A 15,254-nucleotide genomic window follows, 5' to 3' on the forward strand; every position below is an offset into this window, starting at 1 on the left:
TGCAGGGCCGACGCGCGTCGGCGTGACCGCTCACCTCGACACCGTCCGCACGGGTGGGCCGGCCGACGCGGCCGGGCTGCGCCGACTCGCTGTCGACACGCTCGACGCCAACTGGGAGCACGACCACACGGTGCCCTCCCGCACGCTCTACCCGCACCAGTGGAGCTGGGACTCGGCGTTCATCGCGATCGGGCTGGCCCAGATTCGTCCCGACCGGGCCTGGCGGGAGCTGACGAGCCTGTTCCGGGCCCAGTGGGCCGACGGACGGGTGCCGCACATCGTGTTCAACCCGGCGCTGCGGGTCGGCGCGTACTTCCCGGGGCCGGAGATGTGGCGCTCGGCGACCGCCCAGGGCACCCCTGACGTGGACACGTCCGGCCTGGTCCAGCCGCCGGTGCACGCGCTCGCCGCGTTGCTCGCGTACCGGCGGGCACCCGACCCGGCCGGGATGGCCGCCCTGCGTCAGCTCTATCCCGCACTGGTCGCCCAGCAGCGTTACCTGGCCGACCGGCGGGACGTGGCCGGCGACGGGCTGGTCTGCATCGTGCACCCGTGGGAGTCCGGTCTGGACAACAGCCCCGCCTGGGACGAGCCGATGGCCGCGGTCGGAGCCGAGGCCGCGGTGATGCGCGCGTACCGTCGGCATGACACCGCGCACGCCGACGCCGCGCACCGCCCCACGGACCTGGACTACGCGCGTTACCTGGCGATCGTCGCCGCCTACCGCGACAACGGCTACGACGACCGGGGTCTGGCCGACGGCCATCCGTTCCTCGTGGAGTGCCCGCTGTTCAACGCGGCGTTCGGGGCGGCCGAGCACGCCCTGGCCGAGATCGCCGCGCTCATCGGCCACGACCCCGGGCCGCACCGGGCCCGTGCGTCCCGGATTACCGAAGCCCTGGTACGCCAGCTGTACGACCCGGACACCGGCACGTTCCAGCCCCGCGATCTGCGTACCGACCGGCTGGTCAGCGCCCGTACCGTGCTCGGGCTGACGCCGCTGATCCTGCCCGACCTGCCGACCCGGCAGGCCGACGCGCTGGTCGTCGAGGCCCGCTCGGCGCGCTTCGGGGTGGCCCGGCACATGGAGCGGCCGTTGCCCACCCACGACCGCACCGCGCCCGACTTCGAGCCGCTGCGCTACTGGCGCGGCCCGAGCTGGCTGAACACCGGCTGGCTGATCCGGCGCGGGCTGCTCGCGCACGGGCACCCGGAGCTGGCCGCCGGGCTGCGCCGCTCGATGATCGGTCTGGTCGCCGAGGCCGGCTGCCACGAGTACTTCCATCCGGACACCGGCGTCGGGTTGGGCTCATCGGCGTTCAGTTGGACCGCCGCGCTGCTGCTCGACCTGCTGGCCGAGTGAGTGTCTGGCGGGCCCCGGCTGGTAGCGTGCCCGGTCTTCGACCGGAAGGGGCGGCGTGCCCGAGATCGACAAGGTGGCCTGGATCCTCATCGAGGACGGGCGGGTGCTGAGCACCCGGTCCGTGGGCAAGGACGTCTGGTATCTGCCCGGTGGCAAGCGGGAGCCGGGTGAGACCGACCTGGAGACCCTGCGCCGGGAGATCGACGAGGAGTTGAGCGTCGACGTGGACGTACGCGACGCGGTGCACCTGGGCACATTCACCGCTGCGGCACACGGCCACGCGGGCGGCACCACAGTGCGGATGACCTGCTATCGGGCCGGATATCAGGGGCGGTTGCGCCCGGCCAGCGAGATCGCGGAGATGGACTGGCTGGGGTACGCCGACCGGCACCGCACCTCGCCGGTCGACCAGATCATCTTCGATCACCTGCTGGCCGAGGGCCTGCTGCGCTGACGGCGCAGTTTGCCGACGCCGGCCGGGGGTAACCGCCCGGGCGTGACCGACGGCGACGGGTTTCCGTACTTCATCGACGCGGTGTCCCGGCGGTCCGGCCTGCCGAGCGAGCAGGCCGCCGCGCTCGCCCGCGCCGTCCTTCAGACGATGGCCGAGCGGGTGACCGGCGACGCGCCCGACGACCTGGTGGGGCACCTTCCGGACGAGGTCGGCGGCTACCTGACCGGTCCCGCGCCGGACGAGCCCGGAACCGCCGGTCCCGCGCCGGACGCGGTCGGCCTCGCGCCGGACGAGGTCGGGACGGTTGGTCCTGCCCCGGGGCGGGGTGGGGTCGCCGGCCCGGGCATGGACGGGCCGGACACCGGGCTGGGCCTGGATGTCGGCGGCACCGCCGTTCCGCCGCCTACGGACGCCGGTCCGGCGGAGTTCCTTCGTCGGGTGGGACGGCGTGCCGCGGTGGATCCGGCGACCGCCCGGGCCGGAACCGGGGCGGTCTTCGCGACCCTGCGTGAGGCGATGACCGTACGAGAGTTCCGGGAGATGGTGGCGAGACTGCCGCGCGACGACGAGGGCGGGGCCGCGTCCGAACGGCTCGGGCCCTGACCCCGGTTACGGCAGCTGTCCTGTTCACCGGTCGGCGGCGTCGGCCCCGGGCAGCTCATCGGGCTCGGTGACCCAGGCGGAGAAGACCGGCACCCCGTGCCACGGCCCGGTGACACCGTCCGGCCGGGTGTCGGTGGCGACGGCCACCACTGCGTACGGGTGGCCGAACCGCAGCTCGGCGGTGCGGGCGACGCCCTCGGGCGGCAGGCTGACCAGCCCGACCATGCCGGTGACGGCCGCCGCCTCGAAGCCGTACCGGCCGAACCGGGCCATCGCCGCCTGACGCGCGTCGAAGCTCTCGATCCGCAGGTGCAGCATTCCCGCCAGCGTCGTGGACGCGGCCGCGAAGCCGAGCGCCGGGGCGGTCAGGTCATGCTCACTGCGGGCAGACCAGCAGGGTAGGACGGCGTTGTGGCGCTCCTCGCGGCCGTCGCGCGCCCGGGTCCGCACCCGCTCCTCGCGTACCGTCCACAGCGGAGCATCACCGAGCGGCAGGTCGAACAGGGAACGGGCACCGGCCGGTTGCGCGCCGTCGGCCGCGCCGACACTGAGGTCGTACGCGACGGCCAGCACCTCGCTCGGCGGCACCTGCGGGTCGGCGGCCACCGAGAGGACCACAAGCCCGGCACCGTCGGTCGTCTGGGCAGGGGCGGCGTGCACGATCACGTCACCGAGCCGCTCGGTGGACACGATGGCGCAGCGGTGACCATGGCTCGGGCTGCGCAACGCCCGTCGTAGCCCGCGCGCCCACGGGCTGCCGCCACCGAGCGCGCCGGCGTCGGCGACGTCGAACGGGGTCGCCCAGGACACCCGGGTGGCCAGCGCGCTGGCCAGGGCGAAGACCACGTTCGGGCTGACCTTCAGGGGAAACGTGTCGATCAGGCCGTCGGTGTGCTCGCGCGCCCAGGCGTCCAGGCCGGCCTGATCGGGCAACTCGCCGACGTCGGTCGTCCTGGGCAGCGCGGCCCGCCACGCGGCCGAACCGCCGTCACCCCGCCCCGCTCGGCGCCAGAGCGCGGTGGCGGACCTGACCAGCGGATGCGGCGCGTCCAGCAGCACGCGGGCGACCTCGGCTGCGCTGGCCAGGTCGGTGCCCAGGGCGTGAGCCAGGTCCTCGGCGGCCGGGCCGTCGGCGCTCGGGCCCTCGCCGGCCGCGTCCTTGGCGGCCGGGTTGGATTCGGCCGGCTCGGTGTCGGCCGGCTCGGTGTCGGCCGGCTCGGTGGCGCAGACCGCGAGCAGCAGCCAGGCCCCGAGCGGGGAGGCGACGTGGTGCCGGTCGCCGACCGTGGCGTGCAGCCGTGCGGCGTACGCGGAGAGCGGCCCGTGCAGATCGGTGGTCATGCCCCCACTCTGCCCGCCGACCCGGCTCACGACCACAGCTCGAACGGCTCGTCGATCTCCTCGCCGGCGAGGAAGGCGGTGATCAGCCGGGGAAGTTGCCCGGGATAGAACCGTTCCGGGCTCGCGATCACCTCCGGCAGAGGCCACCAGCGGAAGGCGAAGTAGTCCTCCAACTCGTAGTCGAGCCGGTGCGCCTCGTCCACGTCGGGACCGGCACCGGCGAGCCGTACGCTGACGACGACCTCATCCTGGACGTGCCGCAGCTGGCGGTGCAGGAAGCTCGCCCGTCGGCGCCAGGTCGGTGCGCCGACCTGGTCGGCGGTGACCAGGATGCCGGTCTCCTCGTGCAGCTCCCGCACCGCCGTGTCGAGGTAGGTCTCTCCGGGATCCATGCCGCCGCCGGGCAGCTCCCACCAGGTGCCCAGCCGGGGGTGGTCAGGGTCGCGGGTGTGGAACAGCAGCACCCGATCCAAGCCGTCGGTGACCACCACCCGCACCGCGCGTCGTTCCAGGATCGGCAGGTCGCGGGGCAGCTCGTCCATCGGGCCAGTCTGTCGCACCGACCGCTCGGGGCGGCGGGTAGGCTGCCCGCCGTGGCTGGTCTGTTGAGGAATGTCGCGGCTCGCATCTCCCGGGTGGGCGCGGTGATTCCGTCGCCTCGGCGCACCGGGCCGGCCCCCGCGCAGGTGGCCCGCCGCCGCCAGGTGAGCGCGTTGCAGCGTCGGGAGCTGACCTACGCTCCGGAGCGCGACGGCCAGGCCGACCCGGGCGAGATCGTCTGGACGTGGGTGCCGTACGAGGACGACCCCCGCCAGGGCAAGGACCGGCCGGTGCTGGTCGTCGGACGGCACAGCCGGACGCTGTTCGGGCTGATGCTGTCCAGCCAGAGCGAGCGGGACGGGCAGCGGCACTGGTTCGCGCTCGGGCCGGGCGAGTGGGATCGGGACAACCGGCCGAGCTGGGTCCGGTTGGACCGGGTGCTCACCATGCGTGAGGACAGCATCCGCCGCGAGGGCGCCGTGTTGGACCGGCCCCGGTTCGACGGGGTAGGGCAGGCGCTGCGCGCCGGCTACGGCTGGCGCTGACCCGCACACCTGTAGAGCTGCCCCACGGGTGGGGCGTCTGGGTGGTCCGCGCGCCCGGGGTGCGCTGGGCTGCGTGCTGTCCGGCAACGACGGGCGTCCGAGGTGGTGCAGTGCGGCCCGATGATCGCTGCGCTGCGAGCTGTCCCCATCGACGGGCGTCCGAGGTGGATGCCGCGTGTGGCCCGATGGCCGCTGCGCTGCGAGCTGCCCCATTACCGGGGCAGCTCTACAGCGACGCAGGTAGGCGACCGGGGTCAGGAAGCGGCACGGACCTGACCGACGTGGTCAGGCCGACTCGCGGCTCGGGCCGACCGCGGCGCCCTTCGCGTCCGGCGGCGGGTACGGCCGGTCGGCAAGCAGCCGCGCCAGGTGTGCGGTGTTGAGTGCCAGCGCCTTCGTGGTGCGACCGGTGGTGTCGGGCTTGGGGCCGGCGTCGCGGTAGTCCACCTTGTGTAGTGCCTCACCCACCCAGTAGGTCGCCGCGGCGGCGGCGAGGGTGAACCCGACCTCGTTGAGCGCCTGCTGCACCTGGCCGATGGTGTGGTGCGCGCCGTCCTCGTTGCCGACGACGGCCACCCCGGCCACCTTGCCGTAGGTGAGCAGCCGGCCCTCGTCGTCGGTCTCGGAGAGTTCGGCGTCGAGACGTTCGAGGACCATCTTGCAGACGCTGGACGGTTGGCCGAGCCAGATCGGCGTGGCGATGATGAGCATTTGCGCCGCCAGCAGCTTGGCGCGGATCGCCGGCCAGCCGTCGCCGTCACCCTCGTCGGTGGACACGCCGAAGCGCACATCGTGGTCCACCACCCGGACCAGTTCGCCCTCCACGCCCTGGGCGGCCAACTCGTCGAGCACCTCCCGACCGAGCTGTTCGGAGCTGGACGGACCCGGTGACGGCTTGAGGGTGCAGTTGAGCACGAGGGCGCGGATGGTCGCCACGTCGAGTTCCTTTCGGCCGAGTTGCTTGCCCATACCCGGACGGCGCCCGTATATTCAACCAAGAAGTTGATTAGCCGACAGGTTGAAAGCGGCAGATGACAACAGATCCCGTCAGCGCGGTGTTCGCCGCACTCGCTGATCCCACCCGCCGGGCCATCCTGGCCCGGCTCGCAACCGGCGAGGCGACGGTCAACGAGCTGGCGGCGCCGTTCCCGATCAGCCTCCAGGCGATCTCCAAGCACCTCGCGGTGCTGGAGCGCGCGGGGCTGATCGTGCGGACCCGTGAGGCGCAGTGGCGTCGTTGCCGGCTCGACCCGGCACCGCTGCGGACGCTCGCCGAGTGGGTCGACCAGTACCGCCGACTCTGGGACGACCGTTACGACACCTTGGACGATTATCTACGCGACCTGAAGGAGGCCCGCCATGAACAATCTCCCTGACCTCACGATCGACCTGCCGTCCGATCGGGAGGTCACCCTCACCCGGTCCTTCGACGCCCCACGCGAGCTGGTCTACGCCGCGCACACCCAGGCCGAGCACCTCAAGCACTGGTGGGGGCGGGGCAACCCGCTGGACGTCGAGATCGATTTCCGGGTGGGCGGCCACTACCGCTGCGTCGAGCACGCCCAGGACGGCAACGACTACGCCTTCCGCGGCGAATACCGGGAGATCGTCGTGCCGGAGCGGATCGTGCAGACCTTCGAGTTCGAGGGCCTGCCCGGCCAGGTGGCGGTGGAGACGCTGGTCTTCACCGAGCAGGACGGGCGCACCACCATCACGAGCAGCACCCGCTTCGACACCACGGCACAGCGCGACGGCATGATCGACTCCGGGATGGCCCAGGGAGCAGCCGAGTCGTACGCCGCGCTGGACCGGCACCTCGCCACACTGCGCTGACTCCGCCCGGGTCCCCGGTTAAGCGGTGGGCCGGTGGGCCGCCCGGTGGCATGGTGTCCGCGTGACCGAGGACATCAGGCGGCAGGTGGCCGAGCGGATCCACACTGGCTTCGGCCTGCGCCTGTCCACACTGGAACGGGTGACCCACGGCGCGGACCAGCGCGCCCGACTGTGGCTGGCCCACAGCGTCGACGGCTTTCGCTACGCGGTCAAACTGAGCGGTGGCGGCACTCCGGCCGGGCTGGTCGTGACGGCGTACCTGGCCAGCCAGGGGGTGTCGGGCATCGCCGCACCGATGCCCACCCGGGATGGGCGGCTGTCCGTCGAACACGACGGCCACCGCCTCTCGGTGGTGCCCTGGGTCTCCGATCAGCGGGCGCTCGACGGCCCGATGACCGACGCGCACTGGCGCGCGTACGGCGAGGTGCTGGCCGCCGTGCACGCGGTGCCGGTGACCGACGAGGTGCGACGACTGTTGCCGGCGGGCGGCGCGGCGTACCCCTCGATCGTGGCCGGGACCCGCGCGGTGGCCGAGCGGCTGCGCGATCCGGACCCGGACGACCTCGCCGGGCCGCTGGCCGCGGAGCTGGCGGGCGTGTGGTCCGGCATGGTCGATCGGGTGGTCACACTGACCCGCGAGGTCGAGCGCCTCGCCGTCGACGAGCGCGCCCGGCCCGGCCCGGCCGTCGTCTGCCACGGCGACCCGCACCTGGGCAATCTGCTGCTCGGCCCGGACGGGCAGGTCTGGTTGATCGACTGGGACGACGTGGTGCTCGCCCCGCCCGAGTGTGACCTGATGTTCGTGCTGGGTGGGGTGCTCGCCTTCGCGCCGATCAGCACCCGTCAGCAGAAGGCCGTTCTCGCCGGCTACGGCCCGGCCGACATCGATCCGGCCCGCCTGGCGTGGTTCCTCGCGCTCCGCGCGCTCGACGACCTCAGCGACTGGACCCGCCAGGCGCTGGACCCGGACGCCGAGACGGCCGACCGGGATCGGGCGGCGCGCATCGTGCGGGGGTTGGTGTCGCCGGTCGGTCTGGTCACCCTCGCCGACGCGGCGCTGCGCGATCTCGACCGGCGGCGTTGACCGCAAGACCCGGCCGCCCGCGACGGGAAACAACAAAGGCAAGGAGCTCATGCGCTCCTTGCCACCTCCAACATATATCGCACCCGGGGCCTTGCGGCAAGACCCGGGTCGTGCCGCAGAATCACCAGCCGGAGCCCAAAACTGGGAAAATCGGGGGATTTCATGATCGATGTGATCATTGCCGGCGGTGGGCCGACCGGCCTGATGCTGGCCAGCGAGTTGCGACTGCACGGGGTGCACGTGCTCGTGGTGGAGAGGGAGACCGAGCCGACCCCGTACGTCCGTGCGCTCGGGCTGCACGCGCGCAGCATCGAGGTGATGGATCAGCGTGGCCTGTTGGAGCGGTTCCTCGCGCTCGGCCAGCAGCACCCGGTCGGTGGCTTCTTCGCCGCCATTCCCAAGCCGTCGCCGAGCGGGCTGGACACCGCCCATCCGTACGTCCTCGGTATCCCGCAGACCACGACGGACCGCCTGCTGGGCGAGCACGCCGCCGACGTCGGCGTGGAGATCCGGCGCGGCTGCGAACTGGTCGGGCTCAGCCAGGACGACGACGGGGCGACGGTGGGGTTGGCCGACGGCGGGCAGCTGCGGTCGCGCTATCTCGTCGGCTGCGACGGTGGCCGCAGCACCGTGCGCAAACTGCTCGGCGTCGGCTTTCCCGGTGAGCCCAGCAGGGTCGAGTCCCTGTTGGGCGAGATGGAGGTGGGCGTAGCACCGGAGACGGTGGCCGAGGTGGTGGCCGAGGTGCGCAGGACGCACCTGCGGTTCGGTCTCGGGCCGCTGGGCGACGGGGTGTACCGCGTCCTGGTTCCCGCCGAGGGGGTGGTCGAGGATCGCTCGGTCCCGCCGACCATCGAGGAGTTCAAGCGACAACTGCTGGCGTATGCGGGCACCGACTTCGGCGTGCACTCACCGCGCTGGCTCTCCCGCTTCGGCGACGCCACCCGGCTGGCCGAGCGCTACCGGACCGGCCGGGTGCTGCTGGCCGGCGACGCGGCGCACATCCACCCGCCAACCGGCGGGCAGGGGCTCAACCTCGGCATCCAGGACGCGTTCAACCTCGGGTGGAAACTGGCCGCCGCCGTCAACGGCTGGGCGCCGGACGGGCTGCTGGACAGCTACCACACCGAACGGCACCCGGTGGCCGCCGACGTCCTGACCAACACCCGCGCGCAGATGCTGCTGCTGTCGCCCGAGCCTGGACCCCGGTCGGTGCGTCAACTGTTGTCGGAGCTGTTGGACTTCGAGGACGTCAACCGGTACCTGATCGAGAAGGTCACCGCGATCGGGGTCCGCTACGACTTCGGCGAGGGCCACGAGATGCTCGGCCGCCACCTGCGCGACGTACGGCTCAAGCAGGGACGCCTCTACGAGCTGATGCGCGGTGGCCGCGGACTGCTGCTCGACCAGACTGGCCGGCTCTCCGTCGCCGGGTGGGCGGACCGGGTCGACCACGTCGTCGACGTCAGCGAGGAACTGGACGTGCCCGCCGTGCTCCTGCGGCCGGACGGCCACGTGGCGTGGGTGGGCGACGACCAGACGGAGCTGCTCGGCCAGCTGCCCAGATGGTTCGGCGCAGCAGCCAGCTGAACGATCAGAGCTCGGTCAGCCAGGCGCTGTCGACCAGTTGCCGGGGTGACCGGGCACCGCCGAGGCTCTTCGCCTGGTACATGGCGGCGTCGGCGCGGCTGAGCGCGTCGGTGAGCTGGGCCGGGCCGGACACCGGGGCGAGCCCGACGGACGCGGTGACACGGACGCTGCACCCGTTGAGCCGGATCGGCGCGGCGACGGTCTCGGCGAGTCGGCGGGTGGAGTGCTCGATCCAGCGCCGGTCGACTGTGGGGCTGGAGAGCAGCCCGGCGAACTCGTCGCCACCGAGGCGGGCGACGAGGTTGTCCCCGGCGAAGCCGGCGAGCCGGTCGGCCACACTGATCAGCACCTGGTCGCCGGCGGCGTGCCCGTACCGGTCGTTGATCTGCTTGAAGTCGTCCAGGTCGAGCACCACGGCGATCAACGGCTGACCGGCCGCGTCGGTGAGCAGGGTGGCCGCCAGGCGGTAGAAGGCGCGCCGGTTGGGCAGCCCGGTGAGTGGGTCGTGACTCGCGGCGTGCCGCTCGGCGGCGAGCTCGGCCTGAAGGTGATCGATCTCGGCCTCGGCGCGCACCGCCCGTCGGCGTAGTTGCCAGGAGGAGAGCAGGGCGCCGGCCGCGCAGATCCCGGAGGCGACACTCATCGGATCCGGCACGAACCCTCCCATCCCCGCGACCGCCTCCAGCCTCCGGTCGACACGTCACACCGCGTCGGGCCCACTTTTGCCTGATGGTTGCCCCTGCGGGGGTAACTCAACGTGAACGGATGGGCACCGATCATGTGCGTTATCATGCTCGCCGTCCGATGCAGATGCAATAGCAGATGCACGTGCAGAACTGTCCGAAGTCGATACCGCACCCCTCGCCGTCACCGCTCCTCCCACGGCCACCGGCGGGCTCGTGAGCAGAAAGACGCCTCCATGCATCAGCCACCCAATGGCGTACCGATCCATCAGTTGCCTCCGCTGAGCTGGCAGAAGAGCCGCCGCAGCAACCCCAGCGGCAACTGCGTCGAACTCGCCGAGCTGCCCGGGGGAGCGGGCATCGCGGTCCGCAACTCACGGCACCCGGAGGGCCCGGCGCTGATCTACACAGTGGACGAAATCGCCGCCTTCGTGCTCGGAGCGCGCGACGGGGATTTTGACCACCTGATCAACTGACCGTCCCGCGTGAGCCGTCCCGGCGACGGGACTGAATCACCGGTGCGGAGGAGTTCATCTCACTGTCGGTCCATGGCATGCTTACACGTCGGCCGGGCCAGGTACCCGGTCACGGGGGTTGGTGTCCGGAGGTCCGCACGTGACGATGGTTCCCGCCGAGGGTGGCCCGACAACCGGGCCGACAGTGCTGCGCATGCTGCTCGGTGCCCAGCTGCGCCGTCTGCGGGAGTCCAGCGGGGTGACCCGGGAGGGCGCCGGCTGGGAGATCCGTTCCTCTGAGTCGAAGATCAGTCGGATGGAGCTGGGTCGGGTCGGCTTCAAGGAACGCGACGTCTCCGACCTGCTCACCCTCTACGGCGTCACCGAGGAGCACGAGCGTGACGCGTTGCTCAAGCTGGCCCGCGACGCCAACAGCCCCGGCTGGTGGCACCGCTACGGCGACGTGTTGCCGACCTGGTTCCAGTCGTACCTGGGCCTGGAGGCCGCAGCCGCGCTGATCCGCACCTACGAGGTGCAGTTCGTCCCCGGCCTGTTGCAGACCGGGGACTACGCCCGCGCTGTCGTGCTGCTCGGGCACGGCGCGGCAGGTCCGGACGAGATCGAGCGTCGCGTCGCCCTGCGGATGCAGCGTCAGCAGTTGCTCCACCGGGAAAACCCACCGCAGCTCTGGGCCGTCGTGGACGAGGCAGCCCTACGGCGCCCGATCGGTGGCCCCGCCGTCATGCGCGGCCAGCTCACCGCTCTCATCGAGGCGACCAAGTCACCCAACATCCGGCTCCAGGTCATCCCGTTCGCGGCCGGTGGTCACGCCGCCGCCGGGGGAGCCTTCACCATCCTGCGATTCGGTGACCAGGAGTTGCCCGACATCGTCTACATCGAACAGCTCACCAGCGCCATCTACCTCGACAAGCGCGACGACCTCGACTACTACGCGGTGGCCATGGAACGGCTCTGCGTCGAGGCTGAGCCGCCGGAGCGTACGCCGGACATTCTCGGCCGGTTGCTGGACGAGCTCTACCCGGCGTGACCGCTGCCGGGGCGGCGGTCGTCCGCCTGCCCTGACCGCGTCGATCCGCGTTCCCGCCCGAGAGAGGCTGGCGCGCATTTTTACGTATTGACCGCCGCCAACTGGTCGGGTTAGTCTCTGGATCGATACAGACTGAATCGATACAGAGGGGTGCCGGTGAAGCCAACACTGCAAGCCGTGGCCGACGCCGTCGGCGTCTCCCGCAGCACCGTGTCCAACGCCTACAGCCGCCCCGACCAGCTCTCCGCCGCCCTGCGTGAGCGGATCCTGGAGGCCGCCAGTCAACTCGGGTACCCCGGCCCCAACCCCACCGCGCGCTCCCTGCGCCGGGGCTTCGTCGGGTCGATCGGGGTGTTGTTCACCTCGCAACTGTCGTACGCCTTCACCGACCCGTTCGCGGTGCGCTTCCTCGCCGGGGTCGGCGCGGCGGCCGAGCGGCACGGCACGAGCATGCTGTTGGTGCCGCTGCCGCAGGCCGTGACCGACGCCCGACGGGCGGTGGAGAACGCCGCGGTCGACGGGTTCTGCGTCTACTGCGTCGCCGACGAGGAATGGGCGTTGGACGTCATCCGCCAACGCGGGCTGCCGTTCGTCAGCACGGCCCCCCGCGACAACGCCGGCGCCGACGAACGGTTCGTCGGCATCGACGAGCGGGCCGCCGCGCACAGTGCCGCCGCGCACGTCGCCGCCCTCGGCCATCGCCGGGTGGCGCTCCTCGCCGACTCCGTGCTGCCCGACGCGCCGGCCGGCCCTCTCGCCCTGGCCGGGGTCGACCAGGTGTCGCACCCGACCACCCGAGGTCGGCTCACCGGGTTCGCCGACGCCTTCGCCGAGGTCGGCGTCGGCTGGGCCGAGCTGACCCTGGTCAACGTCCTCGGCAACAGCCGCCCGGCGGCAGCCGCAGCCATCACCGCGCTGTTCGACCAACCCGCACCGCCGACCGCCGTGCTGGCCGGCTCCGACGTCCTCGCGCTCGGTGTGCTGGACGCCCTGGCCGCGCGGCCGGCCCATGATCGTCCGACCGTCTCGGTGACCGGCTTCGACGACGTCCCCGAGGCCGCCGCGGCCGGCCTCACCACCGTCCGGCAACCGGCCGAGGAAAAGGGCCGGATCGCCGCCGAACTGCTGCTCGACCCGCCCGCGGACGCCGCGGCCGGTCATGTGTTGCTGCCCACCGCACTCGTCGTCCGGGCCTCCACCGGACCTGTCCCGAGGAGTTGACCATGGAACTTCCCACCGGTTACATCACCGCGCTCGACGCCATGAACCGACACGTCAACTCGGCCCGACCGGACGCCCCGGTCCAGGTCGAACGCCCCCGCCGGGCCCTGCTCGCCCCCACCCGGCAGGCCACCGCCCTCGCCCTGCGCCGGCTCGCCGACCACATCCAGCCGCGACCGCTGCCCGGCACCGCCCGCTGCTCCTGACCCGCACGAAACCCATTCCGGCATGCACGGGACGAACAGTGTGGGCCCGGACACGGAGGGTGGTCGAGTTGGGCGTGACCAGGCAGACTGGTGAAGCCATGTCGCCCTTCATGCCCACCCTCCGTCTCCACGACCGCTACGTACTGCACGAGCGGATCGGTCTCGGCGGCATGTCCGAGGTGTGGCGGGCCGACGACGACGTGCTCGGCCGGCCCGTCGCCATCAAGGTCCTCGCCGGGCAGCTCGCCGCCGACCCGCAACTGCGGGCCACCATCCAACGCGAGGCCCGCGCGGCCGCCCGGCTGACCCACCCACACGTGACCCAGGTGTACGACTACGCCGAGGCGACCCTGACCGGCGGCGTCGTTGTCCCGTACCTGGTGATGGAACTCGTCGACGGCCACAACCTGGCCGACCGGCTGCGGACCGGGCCACTGCCGTGGCCGGAGGCGGTCCGGGTGGCCGGGCAGATCGCCGCCGCACTGGCCGCCGCGCATCGCATCGGCGTCGTGCACCGCGACGTCAAGCCCGGCAACGTCATGCTGACCGACACCGGCGCCAAGGTGCTCGACTTCGGCATCGCCGCCCTCGGCGGGCTCGACAGTCAGTCCGGCGAGCCGCTGATGGGCACACCCGCCTACTTCGCCCCCGAGCGGCTGACCGCCGGCCCGCCCGACCCGGCCAGCGACATCTACGCCCTCGGCGCGCTGCTCTACCGCACCCTCACCGGGCAGGCGCCGCTGCCCGTGCAGAGCTGGGAGGACGCGCTGGAGGTGCACCGACGTGGCACTCCGGTGCCGCCGCTGCGGGTGCCCGGCCTCCCCGCCGACATCGCCGAGCTGACCCTCGCCTGTCTGGCCGCCAACCCGGCCGACCGGCCGAGCGCCGCGCACCTGGCCCGCCGCTTCGGTGCCGGCCAGCCGGTCGAGCCGCCCACCGAGCTGCTGCGGCGTGTCCTCCCGGCGGCTCACCCTCCCACCCTGATCGACCGCTCGGCGGCACGCCCCGCCCCGGTCGCCGCGCCGGCCCGCCGCCGGTCGCGCCGACCCCTCGCCGTGCTGGGCGCAGCCGGCCTCGCCGTGCTGGTCGGCGTCGGCGCCCTGCTCGCCGAAGGTCCCCTCGGGACACCGGGCGCACCCAGCTCTCCGCAGGTGGCCGCCCCACCGTCGACCTCCGCCCCCAAGCCCACACCCACGACGCAGTCGCCGACGCCGACGGTGCCCTCCTCGCCTCGACCCAGCGCCAGCACCGCCCCACCGACCGCCGGGCAGCAGGTGCCGGTCAGCCTGCGGGAGGTGACCAGCGGGTTCTCCGCCGTCCTCGCCAACGCGGTGGCCCGCGGTGACGTCGACCGCAGGACCGCCGAAGATCTGCGCGACGACCTGGCCGACCTGAGCCGGCACAGCAGGGACCGGGCCAAGCGCGTCGCCGACCTGCGGGAACGCATCGCCGAGCTGGTGGAACGCGACCGGCTGGCAGCGCAGACGGGCGCCCAACTCGACGCTCTGCTAGCGCAGACCGGCAGCTTCACCACCGGCCGTACGGACGACTGATATCCCCGTCGATACCGCTGGCATGATGTCCCGATGCGGACACGTCTGATCTTCGTGCGACATGGCGAGTCGCTCCACCAGCTCGAAGGAATCGTGGGCGGGCCACGTGGTTGTCGGGGTCTCACCGCCCTTGGCCACGAACAGGCACACGATCTCGCCAACCGGCTCACCAACGAGGTCGCCGCCGACCGGCCGGTGGCGGTCTACTCGTCCGTGCTGCGCCGGGCGGTCGAGACCGCCCAACCGATCGCCACCGCCTTCGGCGTTCGGCCCGTGGCCGACTGTGGCCTGTGCACCTGGCACACACCCCCGTACGCCGACGGCCTGCCGACCGCCCGCTTCCGCACCGAACACGCGGTGCCCGGTGGGGGCGTGTTCCGGCCGTTCGAGGAGGGCAACGAGAGCTGGGCCGAACTGGTCGTCCGGGTCAGCCGGGCGATCATGGAGATCGCCCACCGGCACCGGGGCGCCACAGTGGTTCTGGTCGGTCACAGCGAAACCGTCGAGGGCGCGTTCCACGCGCTCGCCGCGCAGCCGGTCTTTCGGGGGTTCGACCTGGACGTGCCTCCGGCCTCGATCACCGAATGGACCACCGACCACGACCCCGGCGGTTGGCCGCCTGCCCGGTGGACGCTGCGCCGCTTCGGTGACACCGGCGGGTGGGCTAAAGCGTGATCCAGTACCGCCGAGCACCCGGTCGTCCTGGACGATCCACCGGTACGTGCATGGATGCCG

General features: G+C 72.4%; 18 protein-coding genes. 14 read left to right on the top strand and 4 right to left on the bottom strand.

Annotation, left to right across the window (positions count from 1 at the left end; all coding sequences use genetic code 11):
• Window positions 1-22 precede the first annotated feature (22 nt).
• The 3 genes from CLT68_RS19700 to CLT68_RS32630 are packed head-to-tail and all read left to right on the top strand — an operon-like array spanning window position 23 to window position 2,420.
• Window positions 23-1,363, top strand: a complete 1,341-nt coding sequence (locus tag CLT68_RS19700) for an MGH1-like glycoside hydrolase domain-containing protein (protein ID WP_099852746.1) — start codon at window positions 23-25, stop codon at window positions 1,361-1,363.
• A gap of 55 nt (window positions 1,364-1,418) precedes the next feature.
• Entirely contained in the window at window positions 1,419-1,817 is a 399-nt protein-coding gene (locus tag CLT68_RS19705) for an NUDIX hydrolase (protein WP_099852749.1), read from the top strand.
• Between the two features lie 42 nt (window positions 1,818-1,859).
• Window positions 1,860-2,420, top strand: a complete 561-nt coding sequence (locus tag CLT68_RS32630; RefSeq protein WP_158240901.1) for a DUF2267 domain-containing protein — start codon at window positions 1,860-1,862, stop codon at window positions 2,418-2,420.
• A gap of 24 nt (window positions 2,421-2,444) precedes the next feature.
• Here the strand turns inward: CLT68_RS32630 and CLT68_RS19715 are convergent, their stop codons facing one another.
• Complete coding sequence (locus CLT68_RS19715; protein WP_099857365.1) at window positions 2,445-3,761, bottom strand: hypothetical protein; 1,317 nt, start codon at window positions 3,759-3,761, stop codon at window positions 2,445-2,447.
• Window positions 3,762-3,787: 26 nt separating this feature from the next.
• Entirely contained in the window at window positions 3,788-4,303 is a 516-nt protein-coding gene (locus tag CLT68_RS19720) for an NUDIX hydrolase (protein WP_099852753.1), read from the bottom strand.
• A 51-nt stretch (window positions 4,304-4,354) separates the two neighbouring features.
• Between CLT68_RS19720 and CLT68_RS19725 the strand changes: the two genes are divergently transcribed.
• The gene (locus CLT68_RS19725) at window positions 4,355-4,846 is read left to right on the top strand and encodes a type II toxin-antitoxin system PemK/MazF family toxin (RefSeq protein WP_099852756.1); all 492 of its coding nucleotides are present in this window, start codon (window positions 4,355-4,357) and stop codon (window positions 4,844-4,846) included.
• A 285-nt stretch (window positions 4,847-5,131) separates the two neighbouring features.
• Here CLT68_RS19725 and CLT68_RS19730 read toward each other — a convergent pair whose 3' ends face one another.
• Entirely contained in the window at window positions 5,132-5,782 is a 651-nt protein-coding gene (locus CLT68_RS19730) for an NAD(P)H-dependent oxidoreductase (RefSeq protein ID WP_099857367.1), read from the bottom strand.
• A 95-nt stretch (window positions 5,783-5,877) separates the two neighbouring features.
• Between CLT68_RS19730 and CLT68_RS19735 the strand changes: the two genes are divergently transcribed.
• The 4 genes from CLT68_RS19735 (at window position 5,878) to rox (ending at window position 9,353) form a co-directional block, all read left to right on the top strand.
• Window positions 5,878-6,222 carry a metalloregulator ArsR/SmtB family transcription factor gene (locus tag CLT68_RS19735; RefSeq protein ID WP_099852758.1) on the top strand — a complete coding sequence of 115 codons (345 nt, stop codon included), beginning with the start codon at window positions 5,878-5,880 and terminating at the stop codon, window positions 6,220-6,222.
• A complete protein-coding gene (locus tag CLT68_RS19740; RefSeq protein WP_099852760.1) occupies window positions 6,206-6,679 on the top strand; it encodes an SRPBCC family protein in 474 nt (157 codons plus the stop codon). The genes CLT68_RS19735 and CLT68_RS19740 overlap by 17 nt, the downstream gene beginning before the upstream one ends.
• Before the next feature lie 61 nt (window positions 6,680-6,740).
• Window positions 6,741-7,763 (top strand): phosphotransferase, encoded by a 1,023-nt coding sequence (locus CLT68_RS19745; protein WP_099857368.1) that lies wholly within the window; start codon window positions 6,741-6,743, stop codon window positions 7,761-7,763.
• Window positions 7,764-7,925: 162 nt separating this feature from the next.
• Window positions 7,926-9,353: a rifampin monooxygenase gene (rox, locus tag CLT68_RS19750; RefSeq protein WP_099852762.1), complete on the top strand. Its 1,428-nt coding sequence runs from the start codon at window positions 7,926-7,928 to the stop codon at window positions 9,351-9,353.
• A 4-nt stretch (window positions 9,354-9,357) separates the two neighbouring features.
• Here the strand turns inward: rox and CLT68_RS19755 are convergent, their stop codons facing one another.
• Window positions 9,358-10,008 (bottom strand): GGDEF domain-containing protein, encoded by a 651-nt coding sequence (locus tag CLT68_RS19755; protein ID WP_088951690.1) that lies wholly within the window; start codon window positions 10,006-10,008, stop codon window positions 9,358-9,360.
• A 264-nt stretch (window positions 10,009-10,272) separates the two neighbouring features.
• Here CLT68_RS19755 and CLT68_RS19760 point away from each other — a divergent pair, with 264 nt between their 5' ends.
• The 6 genes from CLT68_RS19760 (at window position 10,273) to CLT68_RS19785 (ending at window position 15,194) form a co-directional block, all read left to right on the top strand.
• Window positions 10,273-10,512 (top strand): DUF397 domain-containing protein, encoded by a 240-nt coding sequence (locus tag CLT68_RS19760; protein WP_088947853.1) that lies wholly within the window; start codon window positions 10,273-10,275, stop codon window positions 10,510-10,512.
• A 145-nt stretch (window positions 10,513-10,657) separates the two neighbouring features.
• Window positions 10,658-11,539: a helix-turn-helix domain-containing protein gene (locus CLT68_RS19765; protein ID WP_247667547.1), complete on the top strand. Its 882-nt coding sequence runs from the start codon at window positions 10,658-10,660 to the stop codon at window positions 11,537-11,539.
• Between the two features lie 177 nt (window positions 11,540-11,716).
• Window positions 11,717-12,760, top strand: coding sequence for a LacI family DNA-binding transcriptional regulator (locus tag CLT68_RS19770; protein WP_486482244.1), 1,044 nt, complete (start codon window positions 11,717-11,719; stop codon window positions 12,758-12,760).
• 2 nt (window positions 12,761-12,762) lie between these two features.
• Entirely contained in the window at window positions 12,763-12,966 is a 204-nt protein-coding gene (locus CLT68_RS19775; RefSeq protein ID WP_199177090.1) for a hypothetical protein, read from the top strand.
• A gap of 110 nt (window positions 12,967-13,076) precedes the next feature.
• The gene (locus tag CLT68_RS19780; protein WP_486482245.1) at window positions 13,077-14,519 is read left to right on the top strand and encodes a serine/threonine-protein kinase; all 1,443 of its coding nucleotides are present in this window, start codon (window positions 13,077-13,079) and stop codon (window positions 14,517-14,519) included.
• Window positions 14,520-14,552: 33 nt separating this feature from the next.
• Entirely contained in the window at window positions 14,553-15,194 is a 642-nt protein-coding gene (locus CLT68_RS19785) for a histidine phosphatase family protein (protein ID WP_088947860.1), read from the top strand.
• Window positions 15,195-15,254 lie beyond the last annotated feature (60 nt).

This window comes from Micromonospora sp. CNZ299 (assembly GCF_002754415.1).

Coding starts and splice junctions, on each gene's coding strand:
- CLT68_RS19720 (WP_099852753.1), bottom strand. CDS start 4,303: ATGGACGAGCTGCCCCGCGACCTGCCGATCCTGGAACGACGCGCGGTG.
- CLT68_RS19715 (WP_099857365.1), bottom strand. CDS start 3,761: ATGACCACCGATCTGCACGGGCCGCTCTCCGCGTACGCCGCACGGCTG.
- CLT68_RS19780 (WP_486482245.1), top strand. CDS start 13,077: ATGCCCACCCTCCGTCTCCACGACCGCTACGTACTGCACGAGCGGATC.
- rox (WP_099852762.1), top strand. CDS start 7,926: ATGATCGATGTGATCATTGCCGGCGGTGGGCCGACCGGCCTGATGCTG.
- CLT68_RS19765 (WP_247667547.1), top strand. CDS start 10,658: ATGGTTCCCGCCGAGGGTGGCCCGACAACCGGGCCGACAGTGCTGCGC.
- CLT68_RS19760 (WP_088947853.1), top strand. CDS start 10,273: ATGCATCAGCCACCCAATGGCGTACCGATCCATCAGTTGCCTCCGCTG.
- CLT68_RS19785 (WP_088947860.1), top strand. CDS start 14,553: ATGCGGACACGTCTGATCTTCGTGCGACATGGCGAGTCGCTCCACCAG.
- CLT68_RS19740 (WP_099852760.1), top strand. CDS start 6,206: ATGAACAATCTCCCTGACCTCACGATCGACCTGCCGTCCGATCGGGAG.
- CLT68_RS19775 (WP_199177090.1), top strand. CDS start 12,763: ATGGAACTTCCCACCGGTTACATCACCGCGCTCGACGCCATGAACCGA.
- CLT68_RS19735 (WP_099852758.1), top strand. CDS start 5,878: ATGACAACAGATCCCGTCAGCGCGGTGTTCGCCGCACTCGCTGATCCC.